The following is a 19,149-nucleotide window of genomic DNA, read 5'->3' as shown; positions in this document are numbered from 1 at the left end:
AGGGGCGCACATGACCGAGCTGGTGCAGCAACTGCTGGTCGACGACGCGGACGAGGAACTCGGCTGGCAGGAGCGCGCGCTGTGCGCCCAGACCGACCCCGAGTCCTTCTTCCCCGAGAAGGGCGGCTCCACCCGGGAGGCCAAGAAGGTCTGCCTCGCCTGCGAGGTGCGCTCCGAGTGCCTCGAGTACGCCCTGGCGAACGACGAGCGGTTCGGCATCTGGGGCGGTCTGTCCGAGCGGGAGCGCCGCCGGCTGAAGAAGGCGGCGGTCTGACCGCGCCGGTCCCCGCGGGGCAGGGCGCGCTCGGGGACTTACGGTACGAACGGCCCGTCGCGGGTGGGTTGTCCACAGGCGGCGGGCCGTCCTCATGGCCAGCCGATAGTGTGGGCGCTCGTCCGAGACGCCTCGCCCTCCCACCGGGCGCCGGCGTCCACCGCAGTCCACCGAACCGGGGCCCGTACCTCGATGTCCGTGCACAGCCACACGGCAGCAGATCACGACACCGCTGCCTCACCTGAGTTCCCGCGTCATGTGGTGACCGCGGTCCTCGTCTCCCACGACGGCGCCCGCTGGCTGCCCGACGCGCTGTCCGGCCTGCTCGGCCAGGAACGGCCCGTCCAGTACGCCGTCGCCGCCGACACCGGAAGCGCGGACGCCTCCGCCGAGCTGGTCGCCGAGGCGCTCGGCGACGACCGGGTCCTGCACCTCGCCCGGCGCACCGGCTTCGGCCAGGCCGTCGAGGAGGCCGCCCGCACCGCGCCCGTCCTCACCCCGGACGACCTGCCGTACCTGAAGCGGCCCAGCGGCTGGGACCCCGTCACGCGCACCTGGCGCGACGACGCCTACGACCTGCCGGACCTCCCCCACGGGGAGCCCGTGCACTGGCTGTGGCTGCTGCACGACGACTGCGCCCCCGAACCCGACGCCCTCGCCCAGCTGCTGCGCGTCGTGGACAACGAGTACGGACTCGGCCGCGAGGACGTCGCCGTCGTCGGCCCCAAACTCCGCGGCTGGTACGACCGGCGGCAGCTGCTGGAGGTCGGCGTCTCCATCGCCAACTCCGGCCGCCGCTGGACCGGTCTGGACCGGCGCGAGCAGGACCAGGGACAGCACGACCACGTCCGCGGCGTGCTGTCGGTGTCCACCGCGGGCATGCTGGTGCGCCGCGACGTCTTCGAGGCGCTCGGCGGCTTCGACCGGCGGCTGCCCCTGATGCGCGACGACGTCGACCTGTGCTGGCGCGCCCACGCCGCCGGACACCGCGTCCTGGTCGCACCCGACGCGGTCGTACGGCACGCCGAGGCGGCCTCCCGCGAGCGCCGCGCCGTCGACTGCGCGGGACGCGCCACCGCCTCCCCGCACAAGGTCGACAAGGCCGGCGCCGTCCACACCCTGCTCGTCAACACCCGCACCGCCGCCCTGCCCTGGACGCTGTTCCGCATCGTCCTCGGCACGCTGCTGCGCACCCTCGCCTACCTCGTCGGCAAGGTGCCCGGACAGGCCCTCGACGAGGTCAGCGGCCTGCTGAGCGTGGTGCTGCGCCCCGAGCGCATCCTCGCCGGACGGCGCGTCAGAGGCCGCCCGCGGATCGACAAGGACGAACTGCGCGCCCTGTTCCCGCCGCCCGGCGCCACCGTCCGGGCCACCGTCGAACAGGCCGCGGCCAGCTTCACCGACCGCTCCGACGCCGAGGTGACCTCGGGCGCCGGGCGGCACGGCGGCGCCGTCGAGTCCGGACCCGGCGGCGACGACGCCGACTTCCTGGAGATCGAGCAGTTCGCCCGCCTCAAGCGCATCGCCCGCAAGCCCGGCCCGGTGCTCTTCCTGGTACTGCTGCTGATCTCGCTGGCCGCCTGCCGCGCCCTGCTGGGCAGTGGCGCGCTGGCCGGCGGCGCGCTGCTGCCCGCACCGGACGGCGCCGGCGAACTCTGGTCGCGCTACACCGACTCCTGGCACGCGGTCGGCGCGGGCGGCACCGCCTCCGCACCGCCCTACCTGGCGATCGTCGCCCTGCTCGCCTCCGTGCTGCTGGGCTCCACCGGGCTCGCCGTCACCCTCCTGCTGGTCTGCTCGGTCCCGCTGGCCGGCCTCACCGCGTACTTCGCCTCCCGCCCGCTGGTCACCTCCCGGCTGCTGCGCGCCTGGGCGGCCGTGGTCTACGCCTTCCTGCCCGCCGCCACCGGCGCCCTGGCCGGCGGCCGGATCGGCACCGCCGTCCTCGCCGTGCTGCTGCCGCTGATCGCCCGCGCGGGCGTCGCGGCGGCCGGCCTGACCCGCCCCGGCGGCGGACGCGGCAGCTGGCGGGCCACCTGGGCCTACGCCCTGCTGCTGACCGTCACCACCGCCTTCACCCCGGTGGTGTGGCCGGCGGCGCTGGTCCTCGGCCTCGGGGTGCTGGCCCTGCGCCGCGGCGAGATCACCGCCTACGGCCCGCGTCTCCTCGCCCAGCTCGGCACGCCGCTGCTGCTGCTCGCCCCCTGGTCGCTGTCGCTGCTCCCGTTCGGGTTCTTCCAGGAGGCCGGCCTGGAGTACGGCTCCTCGGCCGCCTCCGCGCTCGACCTGCTCGGCGCGAGCCCCGGCGGCCCCGGCACGGCCGGCGGAGTGCTGCTGCTGGGCATCGTGCTGGCCGCGCTGGCCGCCCTGCTGCGCTCCGAGCGGCAGCTGGGCATCCGGACGGCCTGGTCGGCCGCCCTGACCGGCCTCGTCCTCGCCGTCCTGTCCAACGGCTCCGCCTGGGCCGGCCCGGCCACCCTCGTCTACGGCATCGCCCTGCTGTCCGCCGCCGCCCTCGGCGCGGACGGGGCACGCGCGCGGGTCGCCGAGCAGAGCTTCGGCTGGCGCCAGCCGGTCGCCGTGCTGATCGCCCTGGCCTCGGCCGTCGGACCGCTGATCACCGCCGCGACCTGGGTGATCGGCGGCGCCGACGGCCCGCTGGAGCGGCGCGACCCGGTACAGGTGCCCGCGTTCGTCGCCGAGGAGAGCGGCGGCCGCGACCAGGCCCGCACCCTCGTCCTCGACAGCGACTCCACCGCCCACGTGCGCTACACCCTGGTGCGCGGCTCCGGCGCCCGCCTCGGCGACGCCGAACTGGCCGCCGCCGGCTCGGACAGCGGCCTCGGCAAGGTCGTCGCCAACCTCGTCGCCGGGTCCGGCGCCGACCAGGCCGACCAGCTCGGCGGCTACGCCGTGCGCTACGTCCTCGTGCGCAAGGGAGCGCCCCGGGAGGTCACCCGCGTCCTGGACACCACCCCCGGCCTGAGCCGGCTCAGCCAGCAGGACGGCAGCGGCCTGTGGCGGGTCGACCAGGAGGTCGCGCGGGCCACCGTCGTCACCGGGTCCAAGACGCCCGAGCCGGTCGCCGCCGGACCGGTCGAGATCCACACCACGATCGAGTCCGGCGCCGAAGGCCGCGTCCTGCGCCTCGCCGACACCGCCGACACCGGCTGGAGCGCCACCCTGGACGGCGAGCCGCTGACCCGCACCACGGTCGACGGCTGGGCCCAGGGTTTCGAACTCCCCGCGGCCGGCGGCGAGCTGGACGTCACCTACGACGAGCCGCTCACCCGCACCGCCTGGCTGTGGGCCCAGGGCCTGCTCGCCGTCGTCCTCGTCGTCCTCGCCCTGCCCGGGCGGCGCCGCGACGTCGACGACGACCTGCCCGACGAGCCGGCCGTCCCGGCGGAGGCCGTCACCGGCGAGGGCCGCCGGGCCCGCCGCCTGCGGGCGCAGGCGGAGGCGGAGGCGGAGGAGGAACAGCCGGTTCCCGGGGCCGAGGAGACCCCGGCGGCCGTTCCCCGGCAGCAGTCCTACGACGACTGGCAGGCGGACGCGGGCGGCGGCACGTACGACGCCTACGGCGCTCCGCAGCACCATGAGCAGTACGCGGAGCAGTACGCGGCCGACGCCGCCGACGCCTACGAGCAGGTGCCGCGGACCCACTCGGCGGACGCGTACCAGGAGGCGCCGTACCCGCAGGAGCAGTACCAGGGCGGCCAGTACGACCCGTACGCCTACGGCGGCCAGGGCGGTGCGGAGAGCTACGACCAGGGGTACGGCGGCCAGGGACCCGGCCAGGAGTACGGGCGGGACCACGGGCAGGACTTCGACCAGACCTACGGCCAGGCCTACGGCCAGGGCCAGGGGGGCCACGAGGCGCCGTACGACCCGGCGCGGCCCCCGCATCCGCACGGCACGGGCAGTGAGCGTCCCGACGGGAGTCAGCAGTGAAGCGCACCACCCTGTCCCTCATCGCCGGTACGGCCGCGCTCGCCGCCGTCACCGGGTTCGCGGTGGTCTCCACCCCGGGGGCCACCGGCGCCGGCCCGGTGGGGTCGGCCGCCCTGCTGCCCGTCGAGCGCACCGCCCTGACCTGCCCGGCACCCAGCACCTCCGACCTCGCCGAGACGACGTACACGTCCTTCACACCCGTCACCGAGGGCGCCGAGGGCGACGGCGAGGCGCTGCTGACGGCGGCCGGGGCGCAGGCCGGCGAACAGGACGCCGAGGCCGTACTGAAGCCGAAGGAGCCCGGCACGCCGGCCACCACCGACGTCTCCGGCGGTGACGCGCCCGCCCTGATCGGCACGGCGGAGGGCGAGTTCGCGCCGGGCTGGACCGTGCAGCAGACCACGGAGGTCGCCGCCGGCACCGGACGCGGACTCCTCGGCCTCACCTGCGCCCAGGCGGACACGGAGTTCTGGTTCCCCGGCGCCAGCACGGACCCCGGCCGCACCGACTACGTGCAGCTGACCAACCCCGACGACTCGGCCGCCGTGGTCGACATCGAGCTGTACGGCGAGGACGGCGCCGTGGAGTCGACGGCGGGCGAGGGCATCACCGTCAAGCCGCACGCCACGGAGTCGGTCCTGCTGTCCACGCTCAGCGAGGAGGCGGAGTCCGACCTCACCGTGCACGTCGGCGTCCGCAGCGGCCGGGTCGGCGCCGCCGTGCAGGCCCTGCACGACAAGCTGGGCGGCGACTGGCTCGCCGCCTCCACCGACCCGGCGGGCAGCCTGGTCCTGCCGGGCATCCCCCAGGACGCCGAGGACGTACGGCTGGTGGTGTTCACGCCCGGGGACACCGACGCCGACCTCCAGGTCGAGCTCGCCTCCCCGACGGGGCTGATCACCCCCGCCGGATTCGAGACGGTACGGGTGAAGGCGGGCGTGACGACCGCCGTCGACCTCGCGGACGTGACCCGGGGCGAGGCCGGTTCGCTGGTGCTGACCCCCACCGGCCGGTCGGTGCCCGTCGTCGCGGCGGTTCGCGTGGTGCGGGGCGAGAACTCCGGCCAGGAGACCGCCTTCATCCCCGCCACGAGCCCGGTCGGGACGCGCGCGACCGCGGTGGACAACCGCGCCAAGGGCACGACGCTCTCCGTCACGGCCCCCAAGAGCGCCGCGAAGATCAAGGTCATGGCGTCGGCGGGCAGCGAGGGCGGCACCCGGGCGACGAAGACGTACACCATCGAGGGCGGCACGACCCAGGACGTCGAGATCCCGGTCCCCGAGGGCCTGAAGGGCACGTACGCCCTGACGGTCGAGCCGGTGTCGGGCGGCCCGGTGTACGCGGCCCGCACACTGACGGCGACGGAGGGCGGCGTCTCGGCCTTCACCACACAGACCCTCCCGGACGACCGGGGGACGGTGTCGGTGCCGGAGGCGGAGGAGGACCTGTCGGTCCTCCAGGAGTGACGGCGGCCGGGGCCGGTCAGTCCTCGCCGTAGCGCGGGTCGACCGTCTCCGGCGTCAGCCCCAGCAGGTCGGCGACCTGCTCGACCACGACCTCGTGCACCAGCATGGCCCGCTCGTCCCGTCCCTTGGCACGGATCTCGACCGGCCGCCGGTACACCACCACCCGCGCCCGCCGGCCGTCCCGCGCGGGCACCGTGCCGCCCAGCGGCACGGCCTCGTCGCTCCACGCCTCACCGCTCTGGTCCGGCCGCGGGACCTCCAGGACGAGGAAGTCGATGTCGGCGAGTTGCGGCCACCGCCGTTCCAGCCGTTCGACGGAGTCCTCCACCAGATCCCTGAACACGTCACCGCGGCTCGCGGCGAGCGGTACCTGCGGGGGCGCGATCGGGCCGCGCATGCCCCGGCCGTGGCGGTCACGGCGGCGGGGGCCCAGGGCGGCGTCGCGGGGCGTCACGGGGTTGTCCATCACTGGGGAAGCGTAGTCCTCGCGGGACCCGGACGGCGGGCTCCACACCGGACACGGGACCGCCGGCGGCACGTCGGGAGGCGACGGTTCAAGCCAAGGTCGGGGCTCGATTCCGTATCTCTCCGGTATCGCCCGGGGGCCGGGAGAGCGGGGCGATTGGTGTGGTTTGTGTGGGATCATGGCCTGTTTCCGGCCCGCCCGGCATCGCGGCGCGCGGTGTCCGCGCAGGTCAGCGAAGTGAGCCCGGACGGGTGTGTGGCGTGTCTCACAGCGCGACACGGTGGAGTGACCCGGTGGGGAGTCGTCGCGGCCCGCTCAAGAGTGCGGTACCGTCCAACATCGTGAGCCCTGTACGTCGCTGTTCGCGCACCGCTTGCGGCCGTCCCGCCGTAGCGACGCTGACGTACGTCTACGCCGACTCGACCGCCGTCCTCGGCCCGCTCGCCACCTACGCCGAACCGCACTGCTACGACCTGTGCGCCGAGCACTCCGAGCGCCTCACCGCCCCGCGCGGCTGGGAGGTCGTCCGGCTCCTCGACGGCTCCGCCCCGGCCCGCCCCAGCGGCGACGACCTGGAGGCGCTGGCGAACGCGGTGCGCGAGGCGGCCCGGCCCCAGGAGCGGGCCGCGGGGGCCGGCGGGGCGCGGTCGGCCGACCCGATGGAGGTCGCCCGGCGCGGGCACCTGAGGGTCCTGCGGTCACCGGACAACTGAGCCGCCCGGCTCCGGACTCGTCGCCGCACGGTCATTGACGCGGCCTTGTCGCGGACACGACCATTCCGTCTCAGTGGTTCAGCGGCGAGAAGCACCTCTCGCGCGGCGGAACCGGGGAGGCGCCCGTGTACGTCCAGGAACTCGACCCCGTCGCCGGCTCGCTCGGCCTGTCCGCCCTGGTCGCGGCGGCACCCCTGGTCCTCGTCCTCGTCCTGCTCGGCGGCGTGCGGCTGAAGGCCCACCTGGCGGGGCTGACGGGCCTCCTGGCGGCCGTCCTGGTCGCCCGGCTCGCCTACGGCATGCCGCTCGGGCAGACCCTCTCCAGCGGCGTCCAGGGCGCCGTCTTCGGCCTCTTCCCCATCCTGTGGATCGTGGTCAACGCCCTGTGGGTGTACCGCATGACCGTCCGCACCCGGCACTTCGACATCCTCCGGCGCTCCTTCGGCCGCCTCTCCGACGACCCGCGCGTCCAGGCGCTCGTCGTCGCCTTCTGCTTCGGCGCCCTCCTGGAGGCGCTCGCCGGGTTCGGGGCGCCGGTCGCCATCTGCTCGGTCATGCTCGTGGCGCTCGGGTTCGACCCCGTCCGCGCGGCGGTGGTGTCACTGGTCGCCAACACCGCGCCGGTCGCCTTCGGGGCGATGGGCACCCCGGTGGTCACCCTCGCCCAGGTGACCGGGCTGCCGCTGGACGACGTCGCCTCCGTGGTGGGCCGCCAGACCCCGCTGCTGGCCCTTCTCGTCCCCCTGGTGCTCGTCTTCCTGGTGGATGGCCGGCGCGGCCTGCGCGAGACCTGGGTGCCCGCGCTGGTCTGCGGGACCGCCTTCGCCGTCGCCCAGTTCGCCGCCTCCAACTACGTCTCCGCCCAGCTCGCCGACATCGGCGCCGCCCTCGCCGGGGCGGGCGCCCTGGTCGCCGTGCCGCGGGCGCGGCGGCCCGCCGCCGAACCCGTACGGACCTCGGTCCTGACCGGCGTACGCAGCGAGGAACTCGACGAACAGGACCCCGCGCGGGAGGTCGTCCGCGCCTACGCCCCCTACGCGCTGATCGTCGTCGTCTTCTCGGTCGCGCAGATCCCGGCGGTCAAGGACCGGCTGGCCGGGGCCACCCGGACCTACGACTGGCCCTTCCTGGACGTCGCCGGGCCGGACGGGGAGCGGGTCGGCGGCAACGTCTTCACCTGGCCGGTCGTCTCCACCGGCGGCACGCTGGTGCTGTTCGCGGGAGTGGCCACGGCGTTCGTCATCGGCGTGCACGCGCGCGTGGCGGTCAAGGAGTGGCTCGCCACCGTCCACGAACTGCGCTTCGCCGTCCTCACCGTGACCTCCGTGCTGGCCCTCGCCTACGTCATGAACCTCTCCGGACAGGCCGCCACCATCGGCCACTTCGTCGCGGCGGCCGGTGCCGGACTCGCCTTCCTCTCCCCGGTCCTGGGCTGGTTCGGCGTCGCCGTCTCCGGCTCCGACACCTCCGCCAACGCCCTCTTCGGCGCCCTCCAGGTCACCGCCGCGCGGGAGTCGGGCCTGTCACCGGAACTGCTCGCCGCCGCCAACAGCTCCGGCGGCGTCCTCGGCAAGATGGTCTCCCCGCAGAACCTCACCATCGCCTGCGCCGCGGTCGGCCTGGCCGGCCGCGAGGGCGACCTGCTGCGCAAGGTGCTGCCCTGGAGCCTCGGCCTGCTGCTGGTGATGTGCCTGATCGTGGTCGGCCAGTCCGCACCGGTGCTGGGGTGGATGCTGCCGTGAACCATCGCTGATCTCGCACGCAGCGCTGTTCTGATCACCGTCGGCACGGAAAAGACGGTGGCGTTCGACCGGATCTCTTCTTGCGCCGCTTACGACGAGAACTGGCCCGCCTCCGTCATCCGGGACTGCGAGAACCCCTCCCTCTACGCCGACCCGGCCGCGGCCGGCGCCCCCTGAGGGAGCCGTCCGGCGCTGACCTGCTCGTCAGCCCGCGGCGCCGATGAGCGGGTACGGGTCAGCCAGCCTCGCGTATGGCGTCGGAGGCGAGGAGCCGCGACACGTAGTCAGCGGTGTCTTCCCAGCGGTCCACCTCCACGCAGGCGATCCCCATGGCCTTGACCGGATAGTCATTGCCCCCCTCTTCGAGACGATCCCCGATGAACAGGATGTCGTTCTCGACGAGACGCAGATGTTCCATGAGCTTCCTCATGCCGTACGCCTTGTCGATGCCGAGCCGGGTCACGTCGACGGAGGTCGAGCCCCCGGACCGCACCTCCAGATCCGTGAGTCGCCGGGCGACGTGGTCACGCAGGAGCGTCTTCTTGGAGCCGTCGGGGTCCCAGGCGTACTTCTCCTCCACGGGGGCGGACTGGCCCAGAGCGGAGAAGGTGATCTGGCTTCCGCGGTCCTCGATGATGTCCCCCCACGTCTTCGACTCCCACAGTCCGAGCTCCTTGGCGCTCCGCGTCAGCGCCTCGATGACCCGGAGCTTCTCCTGCGGGGTGAAGTCCTCGGAATACACCTGCCGCCATTCCACCCCGTCCCACCGGTAGTAACGGGTGCCGCACGTGGGCATGAGGTGGAGACGCTCGCGTGCGGAAGCGGTGATCCGGAGGTGACGCAGGACCTGGGCTTCGAACTGCTCGAAGCGTCCCCCGGAGATGATGCACACCTCGGTCTTCTCCAGCAATCGCGCCAGAAGACCCGCCATCTCTGCGTCGATCCGCGACTTGGAAACGGTGAGCGTGTCGTCCAAGTCGAATGCCACGACACGAGCGAGCTTCTCGGCTTTGTTCTCCACGGCTGCTGCCTTCTCTTTCCTGTGTCTCGTTCTGCTGTCTCGGCGGGCCTGCTGGTCGGGGAAGGCCAAGTCGGGGGAAGGCCCAGGGGAACACGGCCCCTGGCGTCACGAGGGCAGCGGCCGACAGCAAGCTTCCAGCAGTATGCAGGCGATGCCGAGGCGCATCGGGGCAGCGGGCCCCCGGCCACGGGACGACGCGTCGGGACCGGCCCGCGCCGGACTCCGCGGGAACCGCTGCCGCGCCGTGCGGGCCCGGCGCCGTCGGCCGGTCCCACCGGCCGGTCCCACCGACCGTTCACACCGGCCGTTCACACCGGTCACGGCCTGACCCGCTCGGCCGCCGTACCGCCGTGCCGGACGGTACCCTGACCAGCACATCCGCACAGACCCCTCCGCCCCGAAGGGAACCCCCATGCCGCTAGAAGCCGGCCTCCTGGAGATCCTCGCCTGCCCGGCCTGCCACGCCCCCCTCAAGGAACAGGACGCGGAACTGATCTGCACCGGCCAGGACTGCGGCCTGGCCTACCCGGTGCGCGACGGCATCCCCGTCCTCCTCGTCGACGAGGCCCGCCGCCCCGCCGAGTAACCGCGCCCCGCCCGGCACGGGCCCCGCCCCGCCCGGCACGGGCCCGCACCTGACGCCCCGGCGATCGGAGACCGCCCGCCATGCTCGACGAAACGCTGCTCGACAACCCCGAAGGCCTCACCGCCGCCGACCGCCGGGGCCTGCTCCGCGGCGCCGCCGAAGCCGGCGCCCGCGTCCGCACCGCCGCCCGGCTGGCCGCCGAGACCGGCGTCGGCGACCTCAAGCCCGACGGCCGCCCCCGTGCCGTCCTCATCGCGGGCCCCGGTGCCGCCGCCACCCACGCCGCCGACCTCCTCGGCACGCTCGCCGGCCCCGGCAGCCCCGTCACCCGCCTCGCCCCCAGCGGCGTGGCCCCCGCCGCGGGCGCCCTGCGCTGGGACCTGCCCGGCTGGGCCGGCTCCGTGGACCTGCTGCTCATCGCCACCCCCGACGGCACCGAACCCGGCCTGTCCCTGCTGGCCGAAGCCGCCTACCGGCGCGGCTGCACGGTCGTCGCCGTGGCCCCGTCCGGCTCCCCGCTCAGCGAGACGGTCGCCGGTTCCCACGGCATGTTCCTCCCGATGGCCACGGCCCCCTACGACCACGAGGAACCCCTCGCCGGTTCCGCCCCCGGCGTCCTGTGGGCCCTGCTCACCCCCCTCCTCGCCCTCCTGGACCGCATCGGCCTGCTCACCGCCCCGCCCGACGCCCTGGAGAAGGTCGCCGACCGCCTCGACCAGGTCGCCGAACGCTGCGGACCCGCCATCGCGACGTACGGCAACCCGGCCAAGACCCTCGCGGCCGAACTGGCCGACGCCCTCCCCGTCGTATGGACCGAGGGCACCTCCGCCGGCCCCGCCGGCCGCCGTTTCGCCGCCGCGCTCGCCGAACTCTCCGGCACCCCGGCCGTCGTGGCCGAACTCCCCGAGGCCCTCGCCGCCCACAGCGTCCTGCTGGCCGGGCCGCTCGCCGCGGGCGCCGACCCCGACGACTTCTTCCGCGACCGCGTGGAGGAGCCGTCCGCCCTGCACGCCCGCGTCGTCCTGCTGCGCGACCGCCCCCTCGGCGGCCTCACCGCCGCCCCCGCCGCCCGCGACCTGGCCCTCGGCCACGACACGCCGATCAGCGAACTGGAACCTGAGGCCGGCGGCGAACTGGAGACCCTCGCCGAACTGATCGCCATCACGGATTTCGCCGCCGTTTACCTGGCGCTCGCTTCCGGCGCCTGATCTCGTAGGCGAACCGTCCGCCGGAGCACCGCGCGGACCCGTTGGAGCAAGAAGCCGGCAGAGAGAGCCCACGTAACGCCATGGACCGCCTCGACAACACCGTCCGCCCCTACGCCTGGGGCTCCACCACCGCGATCCCCGCCCTGCTCGGCACCGAGCCGACCGGCGAGCCCCAGGCCGAGATGTGGATGGGCGCCCACCCGGGCGCCCCCTCCCGCACCGGCCGCGGCACCCTCGACGAGGTCATCGCGGCAGCCCCCGAGCGCGAACTGGGCCCCGCCTCCGTCGCCCGGTTCGGCCCCCGGCTGCCCTTCCTCCTCAAGATCCTCGCCGCCGGCGCCCCGCTCTCCCTCCAGGTCCACCCCGACCTCGACCAGGCCCGCCACGGCTACCAGGACGAGGAGCGCCGCGGCATCCCCCTCGACGCCCCCCACCGCAACTACAAGGACGCCAACCACAAGCCCGAACTGATCTGCGCCCTCACCGAGTTCGACGGCCTGTGCGGCTTCCGCGCCCCCGAGGAGGCCGCCGCCCTCCTCGACGGCCTCGGCGTGCCCTCCCTCAAGCCGTACGCCGACCTGCTGCGCGCCCACCCCGAGGACGCCGCCCTGCGCGAGGTCCTCACCGCCGTCCTCACGGCCGACCCCGCCGAAACGGCCCGCACGGTCACCGAGACCGCCGCCGCCTGCGCCCGCCTCGGCGGCGCGTACGCTCCTTACGCCGGCATCGCCCACCACTACCCGGGCGACCCCGGCGTCCTCGCCGCCCTGCTCCTCAACCACGTCCGCCTCCAGCCCGGCGAGGCCCTCTACCTCGGCGCCGGCGTCCCGCACGCCTACCTGAACGGCCTCGGCGTCGAGATCATGGCCAACTCCGACAACGTCCTGCGCTGCGGCCTGACCCCCAAGCACGTCGACGTCCCCGAACTCCTGCGCGTCGTCCGCTTCCAGCCCGCCGACCCCGGCGTCCTGCGCCCCGAGGCGTCCCCCGACGGCGAAGAGGCCTACGACACGCCCATCGACGAGTTCCGCCTCTCCCGCCACGTCCTCGCCGAGGGCGCCCACGCCCACGACCTGACCCGCCCCGCCCCCCAGATCCTCCTGTGCACGGCGGGCACCGTACGCGCGGGCGACCACGAACTGACCCCCGGCGCGTCCGTCTTCGTCCCGGCGGGTGAGAAAGCCGAAGTGTCGGGTACCGGGACGGTCTTCCGGGCCACCGTCCGGGTGTGACGCGGACACGGCAGCCCGGTCGGCGCACCGCCGCCCGGCCGGGCTGCAACAATGGCCCACCGCAAAGGACGGGCAAAGCCGGGCACCGGCCGAGCCCCGGGCGGCACGCGCGGGCAGAGGGCACGCGCGGGCAGACGAAGGCGAAGGGACAACGCGACACATGAGCGCGTCAGGCGGGACCAAGGCGATCGTGGCGGCGCTGGGCGCCAATCTGGCCATCGCGGCATCGAAATTCGTGGCGTTCCTCTTCAGCGGCTCGTCGTCGATGCTCGCCGAGTCGGTGCACTCGCTCGCGGACTCCGGCAACCAGGCGCTGCTCCTGCTCGGCGGCAAGCGCGCCCAGCGCGCGGCCACCCCGCAGCACCCCTTCGGCTACGGCCGCGAACGCTACATCTACGCCTTCCTCGTCTCCATCGTGCTGTTCTCGGTCGGCGGCATGTTCGCCCTCTACGAGGGCTACGAGAAGATCAAGCACCCGCACGAGCTGGAGCACTGGTACTGGCCGGTGGGCGTCCTGGTCTTCGCGATCATCGCCGAGGGCATCTCCTTCCGGACGGCCATCAAGGAGTCCAACACCCTGCGCGGCAAGCAGTCCTGGACCGAGTTCATCCGCCGTGCCAAGGCGCCCGAGCTGCCAGTCGTCCTCCTGGAGGACTTCGGCGCGCTCGTCGGCCTCGTCCTCGCCCTCGGCGGCGTCGGCCTCGCCCTGCTCACCGGCAACGGCGTCTGGGACGGCATCGGCACCCTGTGCATCGGCGTCCTGCTCATCCTGATCGCGCTCGTCCTGGCCGCCGAGACCAAGTCCCTGCTGCTCGGCGAGTCCGCCGGCACCGAGGCGGTCGAGAAGATCGAGGCCGCGATCGTCGCCGGCGACACCGTCACCGGCATCATCCACATGCGCACCCTCCACCTCGGCCCCGAGGAACTCCTCGTCGCCGCCAAGATCGCCGTCCGCCACGACGGCACGGCCACCGAGATCGCCTCCGCCATCGACTCCGCCGAGGCCCGCATCCGGGAGGCCGTCCCGATCGCCCGCGTGATCTACCTGGAGCCGGACATCTACAGCGAGGCCGAAGCGGCCAAGGGCGCCGACCGCGAAGCCACCCCCGGCGGCCCGGCCACCTCACCCACCGGCCACTGACCCGCCCGCACCTCCCCGCGGCCCGCCGGCACCCCGGCGGGCCGCTTCGCGTGATCGGCCGGATGCGTGCGCAGGCGGACTGGGGACGGCGGGGGCCACCGGTGTAGCTTGGGACGGAGCCAGACGTCGCTGCTGATGGCGGTCGGGCGGCCCGGACCCGGGCCGGCCGAGGGAGAGAGGGCCTCCGACGGACTGCGCTGCGCGCACGCGGGCATGACTGTGCCCTCCCCAGGGCACCCCTGTGTCCGCCGCCGCGCAGATCAGCCGTAACCACCTCGCCCCGATCCCGAGGAGCAGCTCGTCATGACGACTGTCGACAACCGGCAGGACTTCAAGGTCGCCGACCTCTCCCTGGCCGCCTTCGGCCGCAAGGAGATCACCCTCGCCGAGCACGAGATGCCCGGCCTCATGGCCATCCGCAAGGAGTACGCCGAGGCTCAGCCCCTCGCCGGCGCCCGCGTCACCGGCTCCCTGCACATGACCGTGCAGACCGCCGTCCTCATCGAGACCCTGGTCGCCCTCGGCGCCCGGGTCCGCTGGGCCTCCTGCAACATCTTCTCCACCCAGGACCACGCCGCCGCCGCCGTCGCCGTCGGCCCGAACGGCACCCCGGACAACCCCCAGGGCGTCCCGGTCTTCGCCTGGAAGGGCGAGACCCTCCAGGAGTACTGGTGGTGCACGGAGCAGGCGCTGACCTGGCCGGACAGCCCCACCGGCGGCCCGAACATGATCCTGGACGACGGCGGCGACGCCACCCTCCTCGTCCACAAGGGCGTCGAGTACGAGAAGGACGGAAAGGTCCCCTCGCCCGACACCGCCGAGTCCGACGAGCACCGCGTCATCCTCGAACTCCTCAACCGCACCATCACCGACGGCTCGCAGAAGTGGACCCAGCTGGCCTCCGAGATCCGCGGCGTCACCGAGGAGACCACGACCGGCGTGCACCGGCTGTACGAGATGCAGCGCGACGGCACCCTCCTGTTCCCGGCGATCAACGTCAACGACGCGGTCACCAAGTCGAAGTTCGACAACAAGTACGGCTGCCGTCACTCCCTGATCGACGGCATCAACCGCGCCACCGACGTCCTCATCGGCGGCAAGACCGCGGTCGTCTGCGGCTACGGCGACGTGGGCAAGGGCTGTGCGGAGTCGCTGCGCGGCCAGGGCGCCCGCGTCATCGTCACCGAGATCGACCCGATCTGCGCCCTCCAGGCGGCGATGGACGGCTACCAGGTCACCACGCTGGACGAGGTGATCGACAAGGCCGACATCTTCATCACCACGACCGGCAACAAGGACATCATCATGGCCTCGGACATGGCCAAGATGAAGCACCAGGCCATCGTCGGCAACATCGGCCACTTCGACAACGAGATCGACATGGCCGGTCTCGCGAAGATCCCGGGCATCGTCAAGGACGAGGTCAAGCCCCAGGTCCACACCTGGACCTTCCCCGACGGCAAGGTCATCATCGTGCTCTCCGAGGGCCGCCTGCTGAACCTGGGCAACGCCACCGGCCACCCGTCGTTCGTGATGTCCAACTCGTTCGCGGACCAGACGCTGGCCCAGATCGAGCTGTTCACCAAGCCGGACGAGTACCCGACCGGTGTGTACGTGCTGCCCAAGCACCTCGACGAGAAGGTCGCCCGGCTCCACCTCGACGCCCTCGGCGTCAAGCTGACCACGCTCCGACCGGAGCAGGCCGAGTACATCGGCGTGAAGGTCGAGGGCCCGTTCAAGCCGGACCACTACCGCTACTGAGCCGCCCTCCCGCTCGGCACGAGCGTGCGTGAGCGTGTCCGTGCACGGACACGCTCACCGCGGCAGTTCCTCCGGGGCAGGCCCCCGCACCCCCGTGCCGGGGGCCTGCCCCGTCGGCGGACCGGCAGCGCCGGCCCAGCCCGTCACGATCCAGGACCCCCATGCCCCGCGGCCGTTATTCGCTCCACGATCCGCACGATCACACCCCCCTCGCGGAAGAACACTTCCAGTGCGCCCCCGGCCCTTCCGGCTGGCGCTACGTCTCCCAGTCGGTCACGCCCACCGGGGACCACAGCGGCTCCGTCGACCTCACCCTCGACGGACTGGGCCGCCCCATCCGCCTCGAACTCCACGCCGCCGACTGGCAGGTCCGCGGCGCCGCCCTCGACGGCGTCACCTGGGTCCGCTCCGACGCCACCGGGACCCATGCCACCGAAGGCAACGCGCGCGCCCACGCCTTCACCGGCACCTCCCCGGCCTTCCTCGTCGCCACGGCCCGTCTCCTGCGCCTCACCCCCTCCCCGTCAGCGACCCGCGTACGCCTGGTGGCCCTCACGGAACCGGTCCTCGCCCCCCGCACCGTGGACCAGTCCTGGGCCTTGCTGAGAAGAGAAGCACACGCCACTGACAGTGGCCCCCTCACCGTGGAGGAATACCAGGTCACGGCCTTGGACACGGGCGAACAGCACATCGTGCACCTCACCGGCGACGTCGTCCTGGCCGCCCCCGGCATCGAACTCGAGGACCTCGAGTCACCGCCGTCCGTCTTCCCCTGAGAGGCCACCGCCGACCGGCCCCGCCCCACGGCGGCGGCACACCCACTGCCGCTGCCCGCCTCCCTACGAGGGCGGCACGAAACCGGTGCGCGGACGCTCCTCCGCCGGCACCCCCTCCGACGCCACCGGACGCTGCCCGGTACCCGAAGGCTCCGCAGGCCGGCCGTACGGCTCCGCGGTCCCGTGCGGCGGCGCCGAAGGCCGGGTCGCGGACGGCCCGTACCCACCGGCGGCCCCGGCCGCCGCACCGGCGCCCGTCGCGGACGGCCGAGCCTGCCCGCCAGGGCCCGGGACGCCTGCCGCACCGCTCCCGAAGGCCCGCCGCGCCTCCCGGTCCTGCCGCTCCCGCACCACAGCCGCCAGATAGGCGGCCGCCGGCACGTCCTGCGGCACGGGCACCCCGGTACGGGCCGCGAGATCACCGGCAAGCCGTCCCGCCATGTCCTGCCCCACCCGCGGATCCAGCTGGTGCATCCGCGTCAGGTACTGCCGGACGGCCAGCCACAGATGGTCCGGCACGGCCGACAGGTCCAGCCCGGAGAAGCGCCCCGCCAGCCAGGGCGGAGGCGGCGGCACGAAACCCCCGGGCGCGACCGGCACCCGCTCCCGCACGACCAGCGTGCCCGCGAACACATCCCCGATCCGCCGCCCCCGCGCCGACACCAGCGAGGCGACACAGGCCGCGACCCCGAAGGTCATCAGAATCTCGACCACGCCGATGAGACCGCGTACCAGCGCGTGCCGGAACCGGATCGGCCCGCCGTCGTCCCGCACCACCCGCAGCCCGCACGCCATCTTGCCCAGCGACCGCCCATGGCTGAGCGTCTCGACCGCCACGGGCGCACCCACCAGCAACAGGACGAAAGCCGCGATCGACAGCGCCGTCTGCGCCGCCTCGTCCAGGGACGCGGTGGCAGCGACCAGCCCGACCGTCACCGCCACGTAGACGGCCACGGCCGCCGCCAGGTCGAGCAGCACCGCCAACGCCCTGCTGGGCAGTTTCGCGGGGCGCAGTTCCAACGCCACCGCCTCGCCGGTCACCAGCTCACTCACGCCTGCCGCCCTTCCCCTGACCTGCCCCCGACACCGCCAGTCTGCCAAGCTGGGCACGCATCGCACCGCAGTACGACAAGCTGATCCGCGACGAGCCCCGACGAGAGCCGAGGAGCAGGCACACCGATGGACCTCGACGTCTTCGTCTCCGCCCACCGAGCGGAGTGGGACCGGCTCGACGCCCTGCTCAAGCGCCGGCGCCGCCTCACCGGCGCGGAGACCGACGAACTCGTCACCCTCTACCAGCGCACGGCCACCCACCTCTCACTGATCCAGTCCAGCGCCCCGGACCCCCAGCTGACCGGCCGGCTCAGCCAACTCGTGGCACGCGCGCGTGCCACCGTGACGGGCACCCGACGCGCGTCCTGGCGCGACGTCACGCGCTTCCTCACCCACGGTTTCCCGGCCGCCGTCTACACGGCACGTCACTGGTGGGTCCCCACCGCTCTCCTCTCCAGCGCCGTGGCAGCCCTCCTGGGCTGGTGGATCGGCACGCATCCCGAGGTCCAGGCCACCATCGCGGCCCCGAGCGAACTGCGCGAGCTCACCCGCCCGGGCGGCCAGTACGAGGCGTACTACTCCACCCACCCGGCGACCTCCTTCGCCGCCCAGGTCTGGACGAACAACGCCTGGGCCGCGGCCCTCTGCCTGATCCTGGGCGTCTTCCTGGGCCTCCCGGTCATCTGGATCCTCTTCCAGAACATGCTCAACCTCGGTGTCGGCTTCGGCCTGATGTCCTCGGCCGGCCGCCTCGACACCTTCCTCGGTCTCGTCCTCCCGCACGGTCTGCTCGAACTGACCGCCGTCTTCGTCGCCGCGGGCACCGGTCTGCGCCTGGGCTGGACCCTCATCGACCCCGGTCCGCGCACTCGCCGCACCGCCCTCGCCGAAGAGGGCCGCGCGGCCATCGGCATGGCGATCGGCCTGGCCCTGGTCCTGTTCGTCTCCGGAGCCATCGAAGGCTTCGTCACCCCGTCCGGCCTGCCCACCTGGGCCCGCCTGACCATCGGAGTCCTGGCAGAACTGGCCTTCCTCGCCTACGTCTACGTCCTCGGGGGCCGAGCCGCTCGCGCCGGAGCGACCGGTGACATCGATGCCGCCGAGCGCAGCGCCACCGTGCCGACGGCCGCCTGATGTGCACGTGCACCTGGTGAGCTGCTAGTCTCCTCTTCGCCCCGCAAGAGCTGTTGACACGGCAGGAGCGGGGAGGTAGATTCAAACAGTTGCCTGCAGGAGGCCCTGCCCCGAGGCGACGGTGAGTGTCTATCAGCTTCTCGATTCCTGTGAGAGTCGAAGAAGCCACTCCCGATGAATCGGAAACAGAGCGCCGGCCAAACCGGCCGAGAACTTCTGATAAAGTCGGAACCGCCGGAAAGGGAAACGCGGAAGCGGGAACCTGGAAAGCACCGAGGAAATCGGATCGGAAAAGGATCTGATAGAGTCGGAGACGCAAGACCGAAGGGAAGCGCCCGGAGGAAAGCCTGAGAGAGTCTCTCGGGTGAGTACGAAGGAAGCGTCCGTTCCTTGAGAACTCAACAGCGTGCCAAAAGTCAACGCCAGATATGTTGATACCCCGTCCGTCACGTTCGTGACGGTCGAGGTTCCTTTGAAGAAAATACAGCGAGGACGCTGTGGACCGTCGGATCATTCCTCCGGCGGTTCCGCTCCCGTGAGCTGTTGAAGCATTCACGGAGAGTTTGATCCTGGCTCAGGACGAACGCTGGCGGCGTGCTTAACACATGCAAGTCGAACGATG

General features: G+C 73.2%; 15 protein-coding genes and 1 rRNA gene. 13 read left to right on the top strand and 3 right to left on the bottom strand.

What is annotated here, in order from left to right; all coding sequences use genetic code 11:
* Positions 1-10 precede the first annotated feature (10 nt).
* The 3 genes from ACY1JF_RS05510 to ACY1JF_RS05500 all read left to right on the top strand — a co-directional run bounded on the left by ACY1JF_RS05510 (position 11) and on the right by ACY1JF_RS05500 (position 5,694).
* Positions 11-274, top strand: a complete 264-nt coding sequence (locus ACY1JF_RS05510; RefSeq protein ID WP_003975777.1) for a WhiB family transcriptional regulator — start codon at positions 11-13, stop codon at positions 272-274.
* 192 nt (positions 275-466) lie between these two features.
* On the top strand, positions 467-4,228 hold the full coding sequence (locus tag ACY1JF_RS05505) for a glycosyltransferase family 2 protein (protein ID WP_462703831.1): 3,762 nt from the start codon (positions 467-469) through the stop codon (positions 4,226-4,228).
* Positions 4,225-5,694 (top strand): DUF5719 family protein, encoded by a 1,470-nt coding sequence (locus ACY1JF_RS05500; RefSeq protein WP_462703830.1) that lies wholly within the window; start codon positions 4,225-4,227, stop codon positions 5,692-5,694. The genes ACY1JF_RS05505 and ACY1JF_RS05500 overlap by 4 nt, the downstream gene beginning before the upstream one ends.
* Before the next feature lie 16 nt (positions 5,695-5,710).
* Here the strand turns inward: ACY1JF_RS05500 and ACY1JF_RS05495 are convergent, their stop codons facing one another.
* The gene (locus ACY1JF_RS05495) at positions 5,711-6,160 is read right to left on the bottom strand and encodes a metallopeptidase family protein (protein WP_462704050.1); all 450 of its coding nucleotides are present in this window, start codon (positions 6,158-6,160) and stop codon (positions 5,711-5,713) included.
* Between the two features lie 293 nt (positions 6,161-6,453).
* On the opposite strand from ACY1JF_RS05495, the gene ACY1JF_RS05490 reads away from it, so the two are divergent.
* Together ACY1JF_RS05490 and ACY1JF_RS05485 are read left to right on the top strand one after the other, a co-directional pair.
* Complete coding sequence (locus tag ACY1JF_RS05490) at positions 6,454-6,873, top strand: DUF3499 domain-containing protein (RefSeq protein ID WP_462703829.1); 420 nt, start codon at positions 6,454-6,456, stop codon at positions 6,871-6,873.
* Between the two features lie 125 nt (positions 6,874-6,998).
* Complete coding sequence (locus tag ACY1JF_RS05485) at positions 6,999-8,615, top strand: L-lactate permease (RefSeq protein WP_462703828.1); 1,617 nt, start codon at positions 6,999-7,001, stop codon at positions 8,613-8,615.
* Positions 8,616-8,850: 235 nt separating this feature from the next.
* Here ACY1JF_RS05485 and ACY1JF_RS05480 read toward each other — a convergent pair whose 3' ends face one another.
* Positions 8,851-9,636 carry an HAD-IIB family hydrolase gene (locus tag ACY1JF_RS05480; protein ID WP_462703827.1) on the bottom strand — a complete coding sequence of 262 codons (786 nt, stop codon included), beginning with the start codon at positions 9,634-9,636 and terminating at the stop codon, positions 8,851-8,853.
* Positions 9,637-10,048: 412 nt separating this feature from the next.
* Between ACY1JF_RS05480 and ACY1JF_RS05475 the strand changes: the two genes are divergently transcribed.
* The 6 genes from ACY1JF_RS05475 (at position 10,049) to ACY1JF_RS05450 (ending at position 16,340) form a co-directional block, all read left to right on the top strand.
* A complete protein-coding gene (locus ACY1JF_RS05475) occupies positions 10,049-10,222 on the top strand; it encodes a Trm112 family protein (RefSeq protein WP_462703826.1) in 174 nt (57 codons plus the stop codon).
* A gap of 80 nt (positions 10,223-10,302) precedes the next feature.
* Positions 10,303-11,430, top strand: coding sequence for an SIS domain-containing protein (locus ACY1JF_RS05470; RefSeq protein ID WP_462703825.1), 1,128 nt, complete (start codon positions 10,303-10,305; stop codon positions 11,428-11,430).
* An 80-nt stretch (positions 11,431-11,510) separates the two neighbouring features.
* Positions 11,511-12,662 carry a mannose-6-phosphate isomerase, class I gene (gene manA, locus ACY1JF_RS05465; protein ID WP_462703824.1) on the top strand — a complete coding sequence of 384 codons (1,152 nt, stop codon included), beginning with the start codon at positions 11,511-11,513 and terminating at the stop codon, positions 12,660-12,662.
* A gap of 160 nt (positions 12,663-12,822) precedes the next feature.
* Positions 12,823-13,803: a cation diffusion facilitator family transporter gene (locus ACY1JF_RS05460; protein WP_462703823.1), complete on the top strand. Its 981-nt coding sequence runs from the start codon at positions 12,823-12,825 to the stop codon at positions 13,801-13,803.
* A gap of 303 nt (positions 13,804-14,106) precedes the next feature.
* On the top strand, positions 14,107-15,564 hold the full coding sequence (ahcY, locus tag ACY1JF_RS05455) for an adenosylhomocysteinase (protein WP_462703822.1): 1,458 nt from the start codon (positions 14,107-14,109) through the stop codon (positions 15,562-15,564).
* Positions 15,565-15,725: 161 nt separating this feature from the next.
* On the top strand, positions 15,726-16,340 hold the full coding sequence (locus tag ACY1JF_RS05450; RefSeq protein WP_462703821.1) for a hypothetical protein: 615 nt from the start codon (positions 15,726-15,728) through the stop codon (positions 16,338-16,340).
* Between the two features lie 63 nt (positions 16,341-16,403).
* Here ACY1JF_RS05450 and ACY1JF_RS05445 read toward each other — a convergent pair whose 3' ends face one another.
* Complete coding sequence (locus ACY1JF_RS05445) at positions 16,404-17,393, bottom strand: RDD family protein (protein ID WP_462703820.1); 990 nt, start codon at positions 17,391-17,393, stop codon at positions 16,404-16,406.
* Positions 17,394-17,519: 126 nt separating this feature from the next.
* Between ACY1JF_RS05445 and ACY1JF_RS05440 the strand changes: the two genes are divergently transcribed.
* Both ACY1JF_RS05440 and ACY1JF_RS05435 read left to right on the top strand, forming a co-directional pair.
* Complete coding sequence (locus ACY1JF_RS05440) at positions 17,520-18,527, top strand: stage II sporulation protein M (protein ID WP_462703819.1); 1,008 nt, start codon at positions 17,520-17,522, stop codon at positions 18,525-18,527.
* A 551-nt stretch (positions 18,528-19,078) separates the two neighbouring features.
* Positions 19,079-19,149 (top strand): 16S ribosomal RNA (locus ACY1JF_RS05435); the annotation flags it as partial.

It is taken from the genome of Streptomyces sp. SYSU D01066-1 (genome assembly GCF_054956795.1).
The sequence above is the reverse complement of the archived record's forward strand: the minus strand, read 5'-3'. Positions and strand labels throughout refer to the sequence as shown.